The sequence below is a fragment of the Lactococcus fujiensis JCM 16395 genome (assembly GCF_002441655.1).
Lineage (GTDB): Bacteria > Bacillota > Bacilli > Lactobacillales > Streptococcaceae > Lactococcus > Lactococcus fujiensis.
Window position 1 is genome coordinate 179,924 of sequence record NZ_JXJU01000001.1, and the last position, 16,177, is coordinate 196,100.

16 protein-coding genes are annotated in these 16,177 nt (G+C 37.7%); 15 read left to right on the forward strand and 1 reads right to left on the reverse strand.

Annotated features, from left to right (window positions below):
• The first annotated feature begins 13 nt into the window (after positions 1 to 13).
• On the forward strand, positions 14 to 1,417 hold the full coding sequence (gene thrC, locus RT41_RS00840; RefSeq protein ID WP_096816876.1) for a threonine synthase: 1,404 nt from the start codon (positions 14 to 16) through the stop codon (positions 1,415 to 1,417).
• Positions 1,401 to 2,297 carry a homoserine kinase gene (thrB, locus tag RT41_RS00845; RefSeq protein ID WP_096816877.1) on the forward strand — a complete coding sequence of 299 codons (897 nt, stop codon included), beginning with the start codon at positions 1,401 to 1,403 and terminating at the stop codon, positions 2,295 to 2,297. Before thrC ends, thrB begins: the two co-directional genes overlap by 17 nt.
• A 44-nt stretch (positions 2,298 to 2,341) precedes the next feature.
• Here thrB and RT41_RS00850 read toward each other — a convergent pair whose 3' ends face one another.
• Positions 2,342 to 3,694 (reverse strand): aspartate kinase, encoded by a 1,353-nt coding sequence (locus RT41_RS00850; protein WP_096816878.1) that lies wholly within the window; start codon positions 3,692 to 3,694, stop codon positions 2,342 to 2,344.
• 133 nt (positions 3,695 to 3,827) lie between these two features.
• Here RT41_RS00850 and RT41_RS00855 point away from each other — a divergent pair, with 133 nt between their 5' ends.
• From RT41_RS00855 to RT41_RS00915, 13 genes are all read left to right on the forward strand, one after another.
• Entirely contained in the window at positions 3,828 to 4,478 is a 651-nt protein-coding gene (locus tag RT41_RS00855) for an HAD family hydrolase (protein WP_054639082.1), read from the forward strand.
• Between the two features lie 134 nt (positions 4,479 to 4,612).
• A complete protein-coding gene (locus tag RT41_RS00860; RefSeq protein WP_096816879.1) occupies positions 4,613 to 6,586 on the forward strand; it encodes a DHH family phosphoesterase in 1,974 nt (657 codons plus the stop codon).
• A 36-nt stretch (positions 6,587 to 6,622) separates the two neighbouring features.
• Positions 6,623 to 7,075, forward strand: coding sequence for a 50S ribosomal protein L9 (gene rplI, locus RT41_RS00865; RefSeq protein WP_054639002.1), 453 nt, complete (start codon positions 6,623 to 6,625; stop codon positions 7,073 to 7,075).
• A gap of 1 nt (position 7,076) precedes the next feature.
• Positions 7,077 to 8,441, forward strand: a complete 1,365-nt coding sequence (gene dnaB / locus RT41_RS00870; protein WP_096816880.1) for a replicative DNA helicase — start codon at positions 7,077 to 7,079, stop codon at positions 8,439 to 8,441.
• A 120-nt stretch (positions 8,442 to 8,561) separates the two neighbouring features.
• Positions 8,562 to 8,810 carry a Veg family protein gene (locus RT41_RS00875; RefSeq protein WP_054639001.1) on the forward strand — a complete coding sequence of 83 codons (249 nt, stop codon included), beginning with the start codon at positions 8,562 to 8,564 and terminating at the stop codon, positions 8,808 to 8,810.
• Positions 8,811 to 8,860: 50 nt separating this feature from the next.
• On the forward strand, positions 8,861 to 9,634 hold the full coding sequence (locus tag RT41_RS00880; RefSeq protein WP_180752667.1) for a phosphotransferase: 774 nt from the start codon (positions 8,861 to 8,863) through the stop codon (positions 9,632 to 9,634).
• Between the two features lie 57 nt (positions 9,635 to 9,691).
• Positions 9,692 to 10,342, forward strand: coding sequence for a tRNA (guanosine(46)-N7)-methyltransferase TrmB (trmB, locus tag RT41_RS00885; RefSeq protein WP_096816882.1), 651 nt, complete (start codon positions 9,692 to 9,694; stop codon positions 10,340 to 10,342).
• Between the two features lie 25 nt (positions 10,343 to 10,367).
• Entirely contained in the window at positions 10,368 to 10,814 is a 447-nt protein-coding gene (nrdR, locus tag RT41_RS00890; protein ID WP_054639000.1) for a transcriptional regulator NrdR, read from the forward strand.
• A 45-nt stretch (positions 10,815 to 10,859) separates the two neighbouring features.
• Positions 10,860 to 12,068 carry a DnaD domain protein gene (locus RT41_RS00895; RefSeq protein ID WP_096816883.1) on the forward strand — a complete coding sequence of 403 codons (1,209 nt, stop codon included), beginning with the start codon at positions 10,860 to 10,862 and terminating at the stop codon, positions 12,066 to 12,068.
• Positions 12,043 to 12,927, forward strand: coding sequence for a primosomal protein DnaI (gene dnaI / locus RT41_RS00900; protein WP_096816884.1), 885 nt, complete (start codon positions 12,043 to 12,045; stop codon positions 12,925 to 12,927). Before RT41_RS00895 ends, dnaI begins: the two co-directional genes overlap by 26 nt.
• 38 nt (positions 12,928 to 12,965) lie before the next feature.
• Complete coding sequence (locus RT41_RS00905; protein ID WP_096816885.1) at positions 12,966 to 13,583, forward strand: pentapeptide repeat-containing protein; 618 nt, start codon at positions 12,966 to 12,968, stop codon at positions 13,581 to 13,583.
• 245 nt (positions 13,584 to 13,828) lie between these two features.
• A complete protein-coding gene (gene der, locus RT41_RS00910) occupies positions 13,829 to 15,139 on the forward strand; it encodes a ribosome biogenesis GTPase Der (RefSeq protein WP_054638996.1) in 1,311 nt (436 codons plus the stop codon).
• A 264-nt stretch (positions 15,140 to 15,403) separates the two neighbouring features.
• On the forward strand, positions 15,404 to 16,177 hold the full coding sequence (locus RT41_RS00915) for a Wzz/FepE/Etk N-terminal domain-containing protein (protein ID WP_096816886.1): 774 nt from the start codon (positions 15,404 to 15,406) through the stop codon (positions 16,175 to 16,177).

A 16,177-nucleotide genomic window follows, 5' to 3' on the forward strand; every position in this document is an offset into this window, starting at 1 on the left:
AAATGAGGTAAAAATGAAATTTACATCAACGAGAAATGAAAAAATTAAAGCATCAGCTGCAGAAGCAATTACGATGGGATTAGCGCCAGAAGGTGGGCTTTATGTCCCCTTAGAATTTCCCAGGGTCAGCCTTGATGAGTTTTTGGGATTGGACTATGAGGATTTGGCCGTCTTAATCTTGTCGCAATTTTTACCAGAATTTGATAATTTAAAAATTTCTGTGAAAAATGCTTATGCAGACGCCATGCCAGTTAGGTTAAAGACATTTCCCAATAAATTTGCCTTCTTAGAATTATTTAATGGCAAGTCGGCGGCTTTTAAAGATGTAGCCTTACAGCTTTTACCGCACTTGTTAACCACATCGCTTCATAAAATTGGTGAAAATAGAAAAGCGGTAGTTTTGACTGCGACATCTGGAGATACAGGATCTGCAGCGATGAGCGGATTTTCAAATGTTCCACAAACTGAAGTCATTGTTTTCTATCCCGACGAAGGAATTAGTCAAATGCAACGGCTTCAAATGACGACACAGACAGCAAAAAATGTTCATGCTGTGGCAGTCAAAGGAAATTTTGATGACGCACAAAAAGCCGTTAAATTAATTTTTCAAGACCAAGAATTTGAAAAAAAATTTGAGGCCTCATCTTTTTTTTCATCGGCTAATTCTATAAATCTCGGACGACTCCTTCCTCAGATTGTCTATTATTTTTGGGCATACAGTCAATTAGTTACAGGTGGTGAAATCAAATCAGGTGAATGGGTTGACTTTACTGTACCTACTGGGAATTTTGGAAATATTCTTGCCGGCTATTACGCAAAAAGAATGGGTCTCCCTATTGCCCATCTCATTTGTGCCACGAATAAAAATTCTGTTCTTTATGATGTTTTGTCAACAGGGACTTATGATTGTAATCGTGATTTTTATGTGACCAATAGTCCCTCTATGGATATTTTGGTTTCATCAAATTTTGAACGTTTGATTTATCATTTAGGGGGAGCCAAATTATCAGAGGAAACTCAAGCAGAATTAGCAAATTCAGGGAAATATCATTTGCCAAAAGCTGTATACGAAGAATTGAAAAAAACCTTTTGGACAGAAAAGGTTGATGATCAAGAGACACAAGCAACTATAAAAGCGGTAAGTAATGAGAGCCATTATATCATTGATCCCCATACAGCAGTGGCTTATGCAGCCAGCCAAAAACTCAAACCTACAAATTATAATGTTATTTTGGCAACGGCTTCCCCTTACAAATTTGCTGACACGGTTGAAAAGGCCATTGGGAAGAAGCTTGACAAGAAGGGACAACCTCAAGCACTGATGGATTTAGAAAAAGAAAAAGTTACTCAAACCAAATGCGTTGAAAAAAATGAACTTGAAAAAATTATTGAGGAAATTTATGACAAAAATAATTAAAGTTCCAGCAAGCACGGCCAATTTAGGTTGTGGCTTTGACTCACTCGGAATGGCTCTAAAACTCTATCTAACGGTCGAAATAGTAGAACCTTCTGATGCTTGGATTATCGAACATGACTTTGGTCCTCAGATCCCGATAGATAAAAATAATTTGATCATTCAAACCGCCTTAAAAATTGAACCTACTTTGCCTCCACATCACCTGAAAATGAGAAGTGAAATCCCACTTGAGCACGGTCTTGGCTCATCATCGTCAGCAATAGTAGCTGGAATAAAAATTGCTGAGGTTATAGGAAATCGAGGCATGAGTATTCTCGAGCAATTAGAATGGGCTTGCCAAATCGAAGGACATCCAGATAATGTTGTCCCAACTCTACTTGGGGGGCTTCAAGTTGCTTCCTATGATGCCGATTTATCTCGTCTAAATGAAGAAAATCTGACATTCCTTTCCTTGCCAGTCCCGACTTGTTCGATGATTGCTTTTGTCCCCAATTATTCGCTATCAACAAAGGCAGCAAGAAATGTCCTTCCCGCTTCATTTGCACGACAAAAGGCTGTCATGGCATCATCAAAGGCTAATGTATTAGTCGCTGCATTAACACAAAGAAAATTAATACCAGCTGGTAAAATGATGGAATCAGATCTTTTTCATGAAGGGTATCGTTCAACTTTGATTCCAGAGTTAGCGAAAATTCGGGCAATTGCACATCAACATCAAGCCTATGCAACTTATCTTTCTGGTGCCGGCTCTACGATTATGACATGGCTTCCAAAAGAACACCTGGCTGAATTTAAAGCTGATTTGAAAGACTTTTCCAACACACATCAGGGTGAAATATTAGAATTAAAAGTCGATACTAAAGGGGCTCGTGTAAAATAAAAAAATCCACACCAGGATTTTTTTTATTTTATTAGATTTAAAAATTAGATTTCAAAGAAAAATTCATCGTAAATCGCACGTAGAGCTTCTTTTTCATCTTTTTCTTTAACGATAAACATCAGTGAAACTTCACTTGCACCTTGAGAAATCATGGCAATTGAAATTCCATGCACGGCTAAGGCGCGTGATGCTCGAGCGGCAACACCGGCATGCTCTTTCATATCTTCGCCTACAAGCATGATAATGGAAAAGTCGTGTTCAACATATAATTCGTCAGGATGAAGCGACTCAGTCAAATTGTCTATCAAGGCTTTCTCCTGTTGTTTATTCATATATTTTGAACGCACGATGACAGACATATCATCAATCCCAGTGGGCATATGTTCAAATCGAATGCCCAAATTTTCCAATGCAGAAAGGACGCGACGACCAAAACCAACTTCTCTATTCATTAGGTATTTATTAATATAAATTGAAGAAAAGCCAGAACTTGAAGCAATACCAACGACTGGAGCCCCTTTAGTTGAACGTTTGGTAACGATACGGGTTCCAGGATAATCGGGATTGTTTGTGTTTTTGATAATCAAGGGGACATGTGCACGATATGCAGGAACAAGCGCTTCATCATGCAAGACAGAAAAACCAGAATAGGCTAATTCTCTCATTTCACGATAGGTTAACTCAACAATGGCGTGTGGATTTCGAATAATTCCGGGATGAGCAGCAAAGATACCATCAACATCTGTGAAATTTTCATAGACGTCTGCCTTTATGCCTGCAGCTAAAATTGACCCTGTAATATCGGATCCTCCACGCGAAAAAGTACAGACATTGCCTTGTTCCGTCACACCAAAAAAGCCGGGAACGATCAGAATCTCATCTAACTCGGTCAAATATTTAATCTTCTTATAGGAAGTTTTCAAGAGTTGCGCATTTGAAGGGTCACTGGTGACAATAATTCCGGCATCCTGAGGATGAACATATCGACTATTCAGCCCTTTGACTTTAAAATATTCTGCAATTAATTTAGCATTATTATTTTCCCCTGCAGCAAGAAAAGTATCATAGGTAAAACGATTTTCAACAGGCAATAAAGCGAGTGACAAGATATTCTTTTGAATGTCAGTGATGACAGAATCATCTAAATTTAATTCTGTACAAATTATGCGATAACGTTCAATAATCCATTCTTGGTGGACACTTAAGTCCTCCTGGTGTTTATATGCCTGATAATATGCAATGAGCGCATCTGTGACCTTCACATCATCTTTCATTCGTTTACCCGGTGCTGAGACAACGACAATTCGTCGTTCAGAATCATTTTTGATAATGTCAAAGACCTTTTGAATTTGCTCGGCTGAGGCCAATGAAGAACCTCCAAATTTTACAACTTTCATACGAACTTCCTTTGTTTACGCGACTAATTTGTCTATGAGATGTCATTATTATATCTAATTTTCAGATAGTTTACAACAAATAGGAGACCATTTGAATTGATTGAGAGCCATGAAAATTTGGTATAATGTTCATATGAAACATTTTAAAGCAGTCATTTTTGACATGGATGGTGTTCTTGTGGACACAGAATCCTATTATTTAAACCGTCGCAATGAATTTTTTGAATCTCACCACATTTCAATTGAACACATGAAAAATCGTGATTTCATTGGCGGGAACCTCAAAGATTTGTGGCCAATGATCCTGGGCGACAATTATACCGAATCTAAGGCAAAAGAATTAGGAAAAGCATACAGAGCGTATAAAGACAGTATTCCCTTACCCTATGCGGATTTACTTTTTTCAGATGTTAAAGGAACTTTGGACTATTTAAAAAAAGAAAATTATAGGATTGCCTTGGCTTCAAGTTCTAGCATGGATGATATTAACACTTGTATTGATACACACCATTTGAGAGCCTATTTTGAAATTCTCTTGTCTGGGAATGATTTCGCTCAGTCAAAACCTCATCCAGCCATTTATCAAGCTGCAATTCAACAACTTGGAATCGCTCCTTCGGACGCATTAGTAATTGAAGACTCGCAGAATGGGATTGCTTCAGGTAAAGATGCGGGAGCAACAGTTTGGGCCATTTCTGATGAACGTTTTGACATGAATCAGGAACGCGCAGACCAACGGATGTCATCTCTGACAGAAATGATAGTGCAACTCAAAACAATGTAATTCGGATGATAATGGAATCGGAAGAATCTTTTGAATTAACTCTAAAAATGATTGCTTTTTTGAGATAAAATGCTGATTTACGCTTTTAGTTTATCATCAGCTGTGGTAAAATAGATGAGATATAGGAGTTTCGTATGAATTTTGTAAAACGATTTACACCAATGACAATTGTATTCATCATGATATTTGTTCAAGTATTTGAGAGTCTTTTCGTCATTTTTTCAAGTTCACGTTATGTCGCTATTGGTTACCTCTTTTTATTGAATCTTCTCATCACCTTTATTTTGCTCTCACAAGTCAAAAATTATCAGTTAAGACGACATGATTTTATTAGCAAAATTAACGATGAGGCTGAAAATTCACTCAATGCGACACTAGATAATATGCCAATTGGGGTCATTAGATTCAATGAAGAGACAAGAGAACCAGAGTGGTTTAACCCCTTTATTGACATGATTTATAAAGGACTTGACAAAGTCATCAATAAGGATGACATTGACCTTATCCTTCAAAAGAAAAAAGAAGACCAGTATGTTACCATCGGAAACCAAAAATATGTGGTCAATGTTGATGAAGAAAAGCATCTCATCTATTTGATTGATGCAACAAAAGAAGTCGCTTTTCGCTCAGATTTTAATGACAGCCGTGCCGTCATTGGTGCTATTTCAGTCGATAATTATGACGACGCCACGGATCTAATTTCTGACTCCGGACGAACAGTCATCAATAGTTTTATTGCTAGCTTTTTGGAAGAATTCTCAGATAAATATGCCTTTTACTTACGACGCATCAGTTCAAGTCGTTATTTCTTTTTTTGCGACTACCGTGTGCTTGATGGCATGATCAAAGATAAATTTACCGTTCTGAAAGACTTTAGAACATCCTCAGCTGAAAATGAAATCCCCTTGACCCTATCCATTGGGGTTGCTTATGGGTGGGAAGATTTTCCAAACATCGGGAAAGTAGCAATGAATAATCTCGAACTCGCACAAGTTCGAGGAGGCGACCAAGTTGTCCTCCGTGAAAATTCAACACAAGCAAGACCGATTTACTTTGGTGGGAATTCAGAAAGCCGAACTCAAAAAAGTAGAACTCGGGCAAGAGCAATTTCAACTGCTTTACAGACAATTATCACAGAGTCAGAAGATGTGTTCATTGTTGGACACCGATTCACAGATATGGATGCCCTCGGAGCCGCAATTGCTATGAAAGCTTTTGCCAATATGTCAGGTAAAGAAGCCTTTGTCGTTTATGACGAGAATCAACTCTTGCCTGACGTACAAAGAGCCATCGAAAAAATGAATGATTCAGCTGATGGCTTTACACACATCGTAAAAGTTGAAACGGCCGCTCGATTGAAAAAGCCAAATTCATTATTGATTATGGTAGACCACTCTAAACCAAGTCAGACATTAGATTTTGATTTTTACAATTTATTTGAAAAACTAGTTGTCATTGATCATCACCGACGTGATGACGACTTCCCAGAACAAGCCTTGTTATCCTATATTGAATCAAGCGCAAGTTCAGCTTCAGAGTTAACGGTCGAAATTTTACAATTTCATGGCAATAATAATCGACGGATGTCGTCGATTGAAGCGTCAATTGCCCTCGCTGGTATCGAAATGGATACGAAAAACTTTACTAAAGCAACAACCGCCAGAACATTCGAAGCTGCCGCCTATCTCCGCTCGCGTGGCGCAGATAATGATTTAATAAAAGTCATTATGGCAACAGATTTTGAGAAATATAAAACGGTAAATGAAATTGTGATCAATTCTAAAGTCATTTTCCCAGGAATTGTCCTTGGAATGGGGATTGAAGGTCAAAAATATGACAATATCACGACTGCAAAAGCGGCAGATACCATGCTAGATATGGCAGGGGTAACGGCCTCATTTGCGATTACAACACATACCAATGGCTTTATATCAGTCTCTGCACGATCTCGAAATGGCTTTAATGTCCAAACATTAATGGAACAAATGGGGGGTGGCGGACATTTTAACAACGCGGCCACACAAATTTATGAAAAATCTATGGAAGAAGTTCGCACCGATTTGATTCGAGTACTAGAAGAACGATTAGAGATTGAACATAAAGCATAAATAAAATTACCAAAGCAAAAAAATGGAGGAAATCAAATGAAAGTCGTATTTTTACAAGATGTAAAAGGGCAAGGGAAAAAAGGACAAATTAAGGAAGTTCCTTCAGGCTATGCCCAAAATTTCCTTTTTAAGAAAAATCTCGCAAAAGAAGCAACAAATGCAACAATTTCTCAAGTAGCAGGTCAAGCCAAAGCCAAAGCCAAAGAAGAAGCTGAACAATTAGCACAAGCAAAAACTTTAAAGGCAGAGTTGGAAAAAGATAATGTTATCGTTGAGATTGGAATGAAAGTTGGTCAGACTGGCCACACATTCGGTGCTGTAGACAAAGCAGACATTGCGAAAGCATTAAAATTACAATACAATGTCGAAATTGATAAACGTAAAATTCAATTGAACAATAAACTCCAAGCACTCGGAACAAAAGACGTTCCCATTAAACTTCACCGTGATGTAACAGCAACCATCAAAGTAAGAATTGGCGAGAAATAAGATGCCCGAAATTGATCTGATAAAAGCCCCGCCGCAGGATCTAGCGGCAGAGCAAGCCGTCATTGGTGCTATTTTCTTAGATGCTGATCGCCTTGTTGAAGTCAAAGAATTTATTACTGCAAAAGACTTTTATAAAACTTCACATCAGATTATTTTTCGTGCAATGGAAAAATTATTTGATTTGCGCGAGGCAATAGATGTCCTGACGGTTCGAGCTACCCTTGAAAGTCAAGGAGACCTTGCGAATATTGGTGGAATTGGCTATATCGCCGAACTGGCTAATAGCACACCTACCGCGGCAAATGCGGTTTATTATGCCAAAATTGTTGCTGAAAAGTCCTTACTCCGTCAACTGATCACTAAGTTAACATCCTCTGTTGAAAAGGCCTATCGTCAAGATTCACCAGCAGACGAGGTGTTGGCCGAGGCTGAAAAAAGTTTAATTGATGTCCAGCAAGGACGAAACACAACAGGCTTTCGTAAAATTTCGGATGTCATTAACATTTCACTTGATGATATTGAGAAGCACGCTCAAGAGAAAAATACAGTCACTGGATTAGCAACAGGCTACATCGAATTGGATCGGATGACGACTGGACTTCATGATGAAGAATTAATCATTATTGCTGCCCGACCTGCTGTAGGTAAAACAGCATTTGCTCTGAATATCGCACAAAATGTTGGAACGAAGCAAGACAAAGCAGTCGCCATTTTCTCACTTGAAATGGGAGCCGAAAGTTTAGTCAATCGGATGATTGCCAAAGAAGGACGAATTGACTCTCAGCACATCCGGACAGGTCAATTGACAGATGACGAATGGAATGCTTTGTTCATTGCAACAGGGGCGCTATCCAAATCGGAGATTTACATTGATGATACACCGGGGATAAAAATTTCAGAGATTCGCGCACGTGCGCGTAAATTAGCTCAAGAAACTGGCAATTTAGGCCTCGTTTTGATTGACTATCTTCAATTGATATCAGGGACTGGGCGAGAAAATCGCCAACAAGAAGTCTCTGAGATTTCGCGTCAATTGAAAATTCTAGCTAAAGAACTTCATGTTCCAGTCATAGCTTTGAGTCAACTTTCACGTGGGGTTGAGCAGAGACAGGACAAGCGTCCGGTTCTCTCGGATATTCGCGAATCTGGTTCCATTGAACAAGATGCCGACATCGTTGCCTTTCTTTACCGGGATGATTATTACGAACGAGAAGGTGATGAAGAAGGCGAAGAATTAGCAGATAACTCTGTCGAAGTCATTATCGAAAAGAACCGTTCAGGAAGTCGTGGTACCGTAAAACTCGCATTTATTAAAGAATATTCTAGTTTTGATAATATTGATGTCAGATATGGTGAACCATACTAGATTTTTAGTGCCTTTTCGTGTTATAATAGGTTTAATTGTCTAATAGGACATTTTGTTCACTTTTGCTTAATTTTAATCATCAAGCACGTTAGGATAGTGAAGCAAATCATCGGAGGAAACATGGATAATCAAAATCAAGAAGTTGGAAAAATTGTTGACATCAGAAATCAAGTGAAATCACACCTCGGGGAAACAATCGAAATAACATCACAATTTGGTCGTAAACGTGAAAATCGTCATAAAGTCAATTTGATTGAAGCCTATGCAACACACTTTGTCATTGAAAATATTCCAGCACGTGGTCCTAAAACAACAGAATCATATCAATATGCAGATATTTTAACTTCAACTATTTTAATTCATTTCTAATGAATAACTAATCACTCGTGAAATTTTTAGAAAGGAGAAAGAGATCTATGATGGCTAATTGGGATTTAGATATGATTCCGGTCAAAGGTGGCTCTGGCAATGCGTTTACTGCACATAACGATGAAGCACGTGTCTTTATTAAGAAAAATGCAAATCCGATGCTGACCAGTATTTATTTAGAGGGTATTACACCTCGTGTCTTGTGGACAAAACGAACTGCTCAAGGGGATATGCTTTCAGCACAACCTTGGATTAACGGTCATACTCTTACTCCAGATGAAATGAGTGATACACAAATCAATCAAATTTTATCTCATCTACACAAAAGTAAAAAACTTGTAGAATCATATAAAAAATTGGGTTCATCTTCCGTTCAACCCGGTAACATTCTAGAAAATATTTATGGTTCATCACTAACCATCCAGAGCAATACCTATTTAAGTGGTATCGTTAATCAAATGAGAAACTGTGTGCCTGAACTTACCGAAGAAGACACAACCGTTGTTCACGGTGATGTCAACCACAATAACTGGCTGGTAGATGATGAAACAGAGCGGATTTATTTGGTAGATTGGGATACTGTTTTTCTAAGCGATCCGATGGTGGATATGGCTTACATCCTATCGCACTATATTCGTCCAGTTGATTGGAGTCGCTGGCTGACCTATTCGGGTTATCAACCTCGTCAAAACGTGATGGATAAAGTGGCATGGTATGGAAAGCTTTCTTATCTGAGACAAATTTCAGATTATCTTGCAAAAGGTAAGATGAAACAAGTCAACGAAGAAATACAAGGCCTAAGGAACTTTTGCCAATTATTTTAAGATATTATTTAGAGAGAAGGGAGACCTTCTCATTTTTCAGTTTTAAAAGGAGAATTAATGCGCGTCAAATATCGTAAAGGTGCCCCTGAGTACCTTCAAGCAAACACGCATATTGTAGTAGAAAATCCAGCCGAATATAAAGGACGTTGGTCAGAACGCTTCGGAAATAATCATCCGATTCATATCGAGGTGGGCTGTGGTAAAGGAGCTTTCATTGTTGGAATGGCGGCTAAAAATCCAGAAATCAATTATATTGCGATTGATTTGCAACTTTCAGTTTTGTCATACGCACTCGATCTTGCAATTGAAGCCGATTTACCTAATGTCCAAATGATTTTAGTCAATGGTTCAGCTTTGAGCGAATATTTCGAAGATGGTGAAGTAGACCAAGTTTATTTGAACTTTTCGGATCCTTGGCCTAAAACACGGCATGAAAAACGCCGCCTGACTTATAAATCATTTTTAGAAACTTATGAAAAAATTTTAAAGCCAAATGGTGAGCTCCATTTTAAAACCGACAACCGTGGGTTATTTGAATATTCATTGGTTTCAATTACAAATTATGGGATGAAATTGAAGCAAGTCTGGCTTGATTTACACGCGGATGAAGAATTTGCTGCTCAAAACGTCATGACTGAATACGAGAAAAAATTCTCAGAAAAAGGTCAAGTCATTTACCGCCTTGAAGCGCAATTTGTCACAAACTAATTAAAATTATGAACGGGGGATGCTTATGAAATGTCCAAAATGTCAATCTGAAGAGTCTCGTGTAGTTGATTCAAGACAAGCAGAAGACGCCATTCGTCGCCGCAGGGTCTGCGAACAGTGTGGCTTTCGTTTTACCACATTTGAACGCATTGAAGAAATGCCACTCTTAGTCATCAAAAAGGATGACAAACGTGAACCTTTTGACCGTGATAAAATTATTAATGGTCTCGTTCGTTCAGCCTACAAGCGCCCAGTTTCGAGTGAAAAAATTGAATCCATTGTGTCAAATGTCGAGCAAAAAATTCGCCACTTGGATACAAATGAAATCCCCACTGAAAAAATTGGGCAATTTGTGATGGAACAACTCGCCGAAGTAGATGACATCACATACATTCGTTTTGCAAGTGTCTATCGTTCATTTAAAGATGTGAGTGAACTCGAAGAACTCTTGAAAAATATTACAAATAAATAATAATGCTTTTATTTAAAGCTTGATTGAAATTGAGGAAGGAGAAAAATGCTCGCAGGAGATACGTTTAGTGTTGTAAATAGTGACAAAACAAGTTTTGATGCTGAAACTTTTACTCTACTTTATCTTCCGCTTATTGGACGTGATGCTTTTGCACTCTATCAATTAATGCGGACCAGTAAAAGTGGTAAAATCACATTTTTCTTGGAATATCTTAATTTCGGTCCCAATCACTTGGAGGAAGCCCTTGATCAATTAAGTGCCCTCCGTTTGATTGATGTTTATGATAACCACCCTTCTTACACATTTGAGCTTCACAGTCCTAAAAATCGTGAAGACTTTGTTCAAGATGACTTTTTAAAACAACTTTTATTGTCAAAAGTTAATCCGTCCTATATAGAAAAGCTATTAGAATCAGATGAACAACCTAAAGGGCAAAAGATTTCAAAGAAATTTTATGAAATTTATCATCTTGATGCAGAAAATCTTTCAATAAAACAAGAAAAAACGACTGAGAACGAGTTCAATATGGGGGCTTTTGAACTGGCGATGACAGACCAAAATTTGACCTTCTCAAACGAAAATCAGGATAAGTTGGCGCTTTACCAAATGTCAGAGAAGTTTGATAAAAATTGGTTTGAATTATTCAATCTGGCCAATAAAAGTAAAAATTCAGATGGGACAATCAATATAAGCCAGTTGAGAAATCGGTTGGTCAGCCAGACACAAAAAGCGCCGGTTTTGAGTAGTTTTGACAAGCCATGGCAAGACCTCATTCGTTCTGCCAAAAATCATTTGTCGTCGGGACAAAATCAAGATGGTCCTGTTGTCTTTATTCAACAATTGCGTAAAAATACAGGTGGAACTACGTCAGCAGCTGAGTTTCGTATTATCAATGACTTGTCGGTTCAAGGCATACCAGATGAAGTTCAAAATATCCTGTTGCATTATGTACTCGTTCAACGAAAAAACTCAGTTTTGAATCCTACTTTTGTGCATCAATTAGCCAACGAATGTTTACAGAATTCAATTTTCACAGCAGAGGCAGCAGTGACTTGGTTTACCAATCGTGAAAAACGTAAAAAAGAAAATCAAGAAAAGTTTGCCCAAAAGTCCAAATTAGTTAAAAAAAGTCCGGCATGGTCAAATGCAAATTATGTTGAACAGACCTCAACAGAGAAACAAGCAAAGTTTGCTGAATTACAGAAAAGAATGAGAAAGGAGAACGAAAATGGAATCCGTAGGGGAAATTCTTAATCGTCGAATGTCTGACAGAAGTCATTTTGAGAGACTCGTCGAAGAGACACTCAAAAATCAAGATGTCCAACATTTTATCGCTCAAAATAAAATGAACAATGATGAAATTCAACGTTCTTATTCAAAATTCTATGAATTTGTCAAAGCAAAAGAAAAATATCTGGCACAACCTGAAAATACCAGCTATGAGCCAACGCTTGTAATGAATCAAGGCTACGCCGATGTCTCTTATCAAACGACAGAAGAATTGGCTAAGCAACAAGCTGAATTAAGTCTCCTTAAACGTGTGCAAATCATCGGTTTGCCCAAGTCACTCAAACAAGTTGATTTATACAATCCCGATGATGTGCAAATTAACAATGAAAGTCAATATCAATTAATCGAAGCGATCAATGCTTTCATCAAATCACCAAAGACTGAAAAAGGACTTTATATTTATGGTGATTTCGGTGTAGGAAAATCATATATGATGGCTGCAATGGCAAATGAATTGGCACGACACGAAATTTCAACGACCATGATCCATTACCCGACTTTCGTTTCTGGTTTAGATTTTGACAATGCCAAAATGTGGGTTAATGAAATTAAGAAAGCAGATGTACTCATCATTGATGACATCGGAGCTGAGTTGAACAATAGCTGGTTACGTGATTCAATATTGCAAGTCATCTTACAACACCGAATGCAAAACAGTGATCCAACTTTCTTCACCTCCAATTTGACGATGGATGAGTTGGAAAAACACCTTGCTGAAACGAAAAAAGTAGAAGAAATTTGGCCAGCCAAACGGGTAATGGAACGTGTGAAATTCCTCTCACGTGAAATTCGTCTTGAAGGCGTAAATCGTCGTCATGATTAAAATAACCACCGTTTGCAATTGAAATGAGACAAGCCCAAATGAAAATAATTAAACCCAAACTTCCTTTAGATTTTCAAGCATTACAAAAAGATGACTTAGAAGATGGCGAAATTTATCAAGTTGCTTTTTCAGAAGCTCAATTTGAGACTCAAAAGTCAACTCTTTTTAATGGGTGCACTTTTACAAAGGTAGAATTTTTTCAAGAAAATGGAAAAATAACCGAGTTTTCAGATTGTATTTTTGATAAGTGTGACTTTTCCAATATGGATTTCACACATTGTGGTTTTTATCGTTGCCAATTTAATTCCTGTAAATTAATAGGAACAGATTTTACAAATGCTTTTTTTCAAGATTTACTTTTTCAGGAAAATTTGATGAATTATGTCAATTTTTCCAGCTCAACATTGAAGTCTGTTGGTTTTAACCATAATATAATAGAAGAAAGTAATTGGATTTCATGCCTATTCAAACAGGTACAATTCGAGGACAATGAACTCAATCAAGCTAATTTTTGGGAAACAAATTTGAAAGGAATCGACTTTTCAAGCAATCATTTTGAAACGCTTGAAGTAACACCTGACCTATGCAGAGGAATCAAAATCAGCTTAGCACAGGCTCCTTTTTTCACGCAACTCCATGATATTAATATTGTTTAATTGTGAATAAATCAGTAAAAATGGTAAATTCGTTTTATCATTTTTATTAATTTCAAAGCGATTTTGAATGATTTTAAAAATACAACTGGGAAATAAAGGGATAAAATGCTATAATGGAGGGTACATATTTTTTGAATCATCAAAAATAATTTCGCTGATAACAAAGATGAATAATAAATAAGTAGCGTTTACATTGTTAATAAATGAGAAGAATTTTAAGTTAAGATCCAAACAAGGAGGTAAATATGGCTTTACCAACAGTCGCCATCGTCGGACGTCCTAACGTCGGAAAATCAACAATATTTAACAGAATTGCGGGAGAACGTATTTCAATCGTTGAAGACATTCCTGGAGTGACTCGTGACCGAATTTATGCAACGGGGGAGTGGCTCAATCGCAAATTCAGCCTGATTGATACAGGTGGGATCGAACTTTCAGATGAACCTTTTATGACCGAAATTCGAGCCCAGGCCGAAATCGCGATGAATGAGGCCGATGTTATCGTGGCTGTCGTTGACGGTGAAACAGGAATTACGGATGCTGATGAAGCAGTTGCTCAAATTCTATATCGGACAACAAAACCAATCATTTTGGTCGTTAATAAAGTCGATAATCCAGAACGTCGCATGGAAATCTTTGATTTTTATAGTTTAGGTCTTGGGGATCCATATCCCGTGTCCGCCGTTCATGGGTTGGGAACAGGAGATGTCTTGGATGCGATTATCCAAAACTTGCCTCAAGACATTGAAGAAGAAAACCCAGATGTCATTAAGTTTAGCTTGATTGGACGCCCTAATGTTGGTAAATCAAGCTTAATCAATGCCATTTTAGGTGAAGATCGAGTAATCGCAAGTCCAATTGCTGGAACAACGCGTGATGCGATTGATACCCATTTTACTGATCCAGAAGGTCAAGAATATGTCATGATTGACACGGCAGGGATGCGTAAATCTGGTAAAATCTACGAAAATACAGAAAAGTATTCAGTGATGCGTGCCATGCGTGCCATTGACCGCTCAGATGTTGTCTTGATGGTCATCAATGCCGAAGAAGGCATTCGTGAATACGACAAACGGATTGCAGGATTCGCTCACGAAGCCGGAAAAGGAATCTTGATTGTTGTTAATAAATGGGATACGCTGATCAAAGATGATAAGACCATGAAAAACTTTGAAGAGGATATTCGTTGGCAGTTTAAATACTTGGACTATGCACCAATTGTTTATGTCTCTGCCAAAACGGGACAACGCCTAAGTCAAATACCTGATAAAATTAAAGAAATTTCAGCGAGCCAAAACTTACGTATTACAAGTTCAATTTTGAATGATGTCATTATGGATGCTGTAGCAATCAATCCAACACCAACGGATAAAGGGAAACGGCTTAAGATTTTCTATGCAACGCAAGTAGCTACAAAGCCACCAACATTTGTTATCTTTGTAAATGAAGAGGAACTTATGCACTTTTCATACATGCGTTTCCTTGAAAATCAAATTCGAAAAGCTTTCGTTTTTGAAGGAACACCGATTCATTTGATTGCAAGAAAAAGAAAATAAAATCGAGTTCGCTCGGTTTTTTTCATACATAATTTAATTACTATGCTGTCCTTCGACAGCTTTTTTTATTGTCTGTGGGCAAGTTTTAAAAGAAAAAAGAAAGAAAGTTAAGTCTCAGAAGTACTCAGGGGAAATAATTCGTTCCATTTACTAATATATCTTGACTTAAGAATTAAAAAAGAGTAAGCTAGATTATAGTTACCACGTATTATATAAAATACATAATAAAATTGTGGTCGATTTGAACTTAAGAAAGTTAGAACAATGCAAGAGAAAAGTGAAGAATCAATCAATATAGCCGCTATCCTTCAATTACTAAGAAAACGAGTTGCCCTCATCATTATTAGTACTTTGGTCGTCACAATCTTTGGTGGAGTATACACATTTTTTATCGCCACCCCTTCTTATACCGCTACGACACAGTTGGTTGCCAAGTTGTCACAATCAGATTCCTCTGCAGAATATGCAGGTCAAGTCTCTGGCAACATACAGATGACGAATACAATAAACCAAGTCATTGTCAGTCCCGTTATCCTAGATCAAGTCGAGACAAATTTGGGTCTTACAAGTGATACTTTTCAGAGTAATGTGACGGCTACAAATCAAACCAATTCCCAGGTTATTACAGTAAGTGTAAAATATTCAAATCCTTACACGGCACAAAAAATTGCAGATGAAACGGCTCGGGTTTTTAGCAATGATGCTGCGAAACTTCTAAACATCACAAATGTGAGTATTCTGGCAGAGGCGAAAGTTGATATGATACCTGTTAGTCCTCGTCCGACTTTGTATATGATCATTTCGGTTCTCGTGGGCTTGCTTATCGGTATTGCTCTGGCATTCTTGATTGATGCGCTGGATAATAAAGTCAATTCAGAAGGAGATGTTGAGGCTATGGGACTTTCTGTGTTGGGAGCGACACCATTTGCCAGCGAGAGTGATTTTAATAATAAAGTTGTTGAACCGCTTAATGTAAAAGAAAAAGAGCTCACGACTGCACAGACAAATTTACTTAATAATAATGAGAGGAGGAATTAA

Coding starts and splice junctions, on each gene's coding strand:
- RT41_RS00895 (WP_096816883.1), top strand. CDS start 10,860: ATGCTCGCAGGAGATACGTTTAGTGTTGTAAATAGTGACAAAACAAGT.
- nrdR (WP_054639000.1), top strand. CDS start 10,368: ATGAAATGTCCAAAATGTCAATCTGAAGAGTCTCGTGTAGTTGATTCA.
- trmB (WP_096816882.1), top strand. CDS start 9,692: ATGCGCGTCAAATATCGTAAAGGTGCCCCTGAGTACCTTCAAGCAAAC.
- der (WP_054638996.1), top strand. CDS start 13,829: ATGGCTTTACCAACAGTCGCCATCGTCGGACGTCCTAACGTCGGAAAA.
- RT41_RS00850 (WP_096816878.1), bottom strand. CDS start 3,694: ATGAAAGTTGTAAAATTTGGAGGTTCTTCATTGGCCTCAGCCGAGCAA.
- thrC (WP_096816876.1), top strand. CDS start 14: ATGAAATTTACATCAACGAGAAATGAAAAAATTAAAGCATCAGCTGCA.
- thrB (WP_096816877.1), top strand. CDS start 1,401: ATGACAAAAATAATTAAAGTTCCAGCAAGCACGGCCAATTTAGGTTGT.
- dnaB (WP_096816880.1), top strand. CDS start 7,077: ATGCCCGAAATTGATCTGATAAAAGCCCCGCCGCAGGATCTAGCGGCA.
- RT41_RS00860 (WP_096816879.1), top strand. CDS start 4,613: ATGAATTTTGTAAAACGATTTACACCAATGACAATTGTATTCATCATG.
- RT41_RS00855 (WP_054639082.1), top strand. CDS start 3,828: ATGAAACATTTTAAAGCAGTCATTTTTGACATGGATGGTGTTCTTGTG.
- dnaI (WP_096816884.1), top strand. CDS start 12,043: ATGGAATCCGTAGGGGAAATTCTTAATCGTCGAATGTCTGACAGAAGT.
- RT41_RS00905 (WP_096816885.1), top strand. CDS start 12,966: ATGAAAATAATTAAACCCAAACTTCCTTTAGATTTTCAAGCATTACAA.
- RT41_RS00915 (WP_096816886.1), top strand. CDS start 15,404: ATGCAAGAGAAAAGTGAAGAATCAATCAATATAGCCGCTATCCTTCAA.
- rplI (WP_054639002.1), top strand. CDS start 6,623: ATGAAAGTCGTATTTTTACAAGATGTAAAAGGGCAAGGGAAAAAAGGA.
- RT41_RS00875 (WP_054639001.1), top strand. CDS start 8,562: ATGGATAATCAAAATCAAGAAGTTGGAAAAATTGTTGACATCAGAAAT.
- RT41_RS00880 (WP_180752667.1), top strand. CDS start 8,861: ATGGCTAATTGGGATTTAGATATGATTCCGGTCAAAGGTGGCTCTGGC.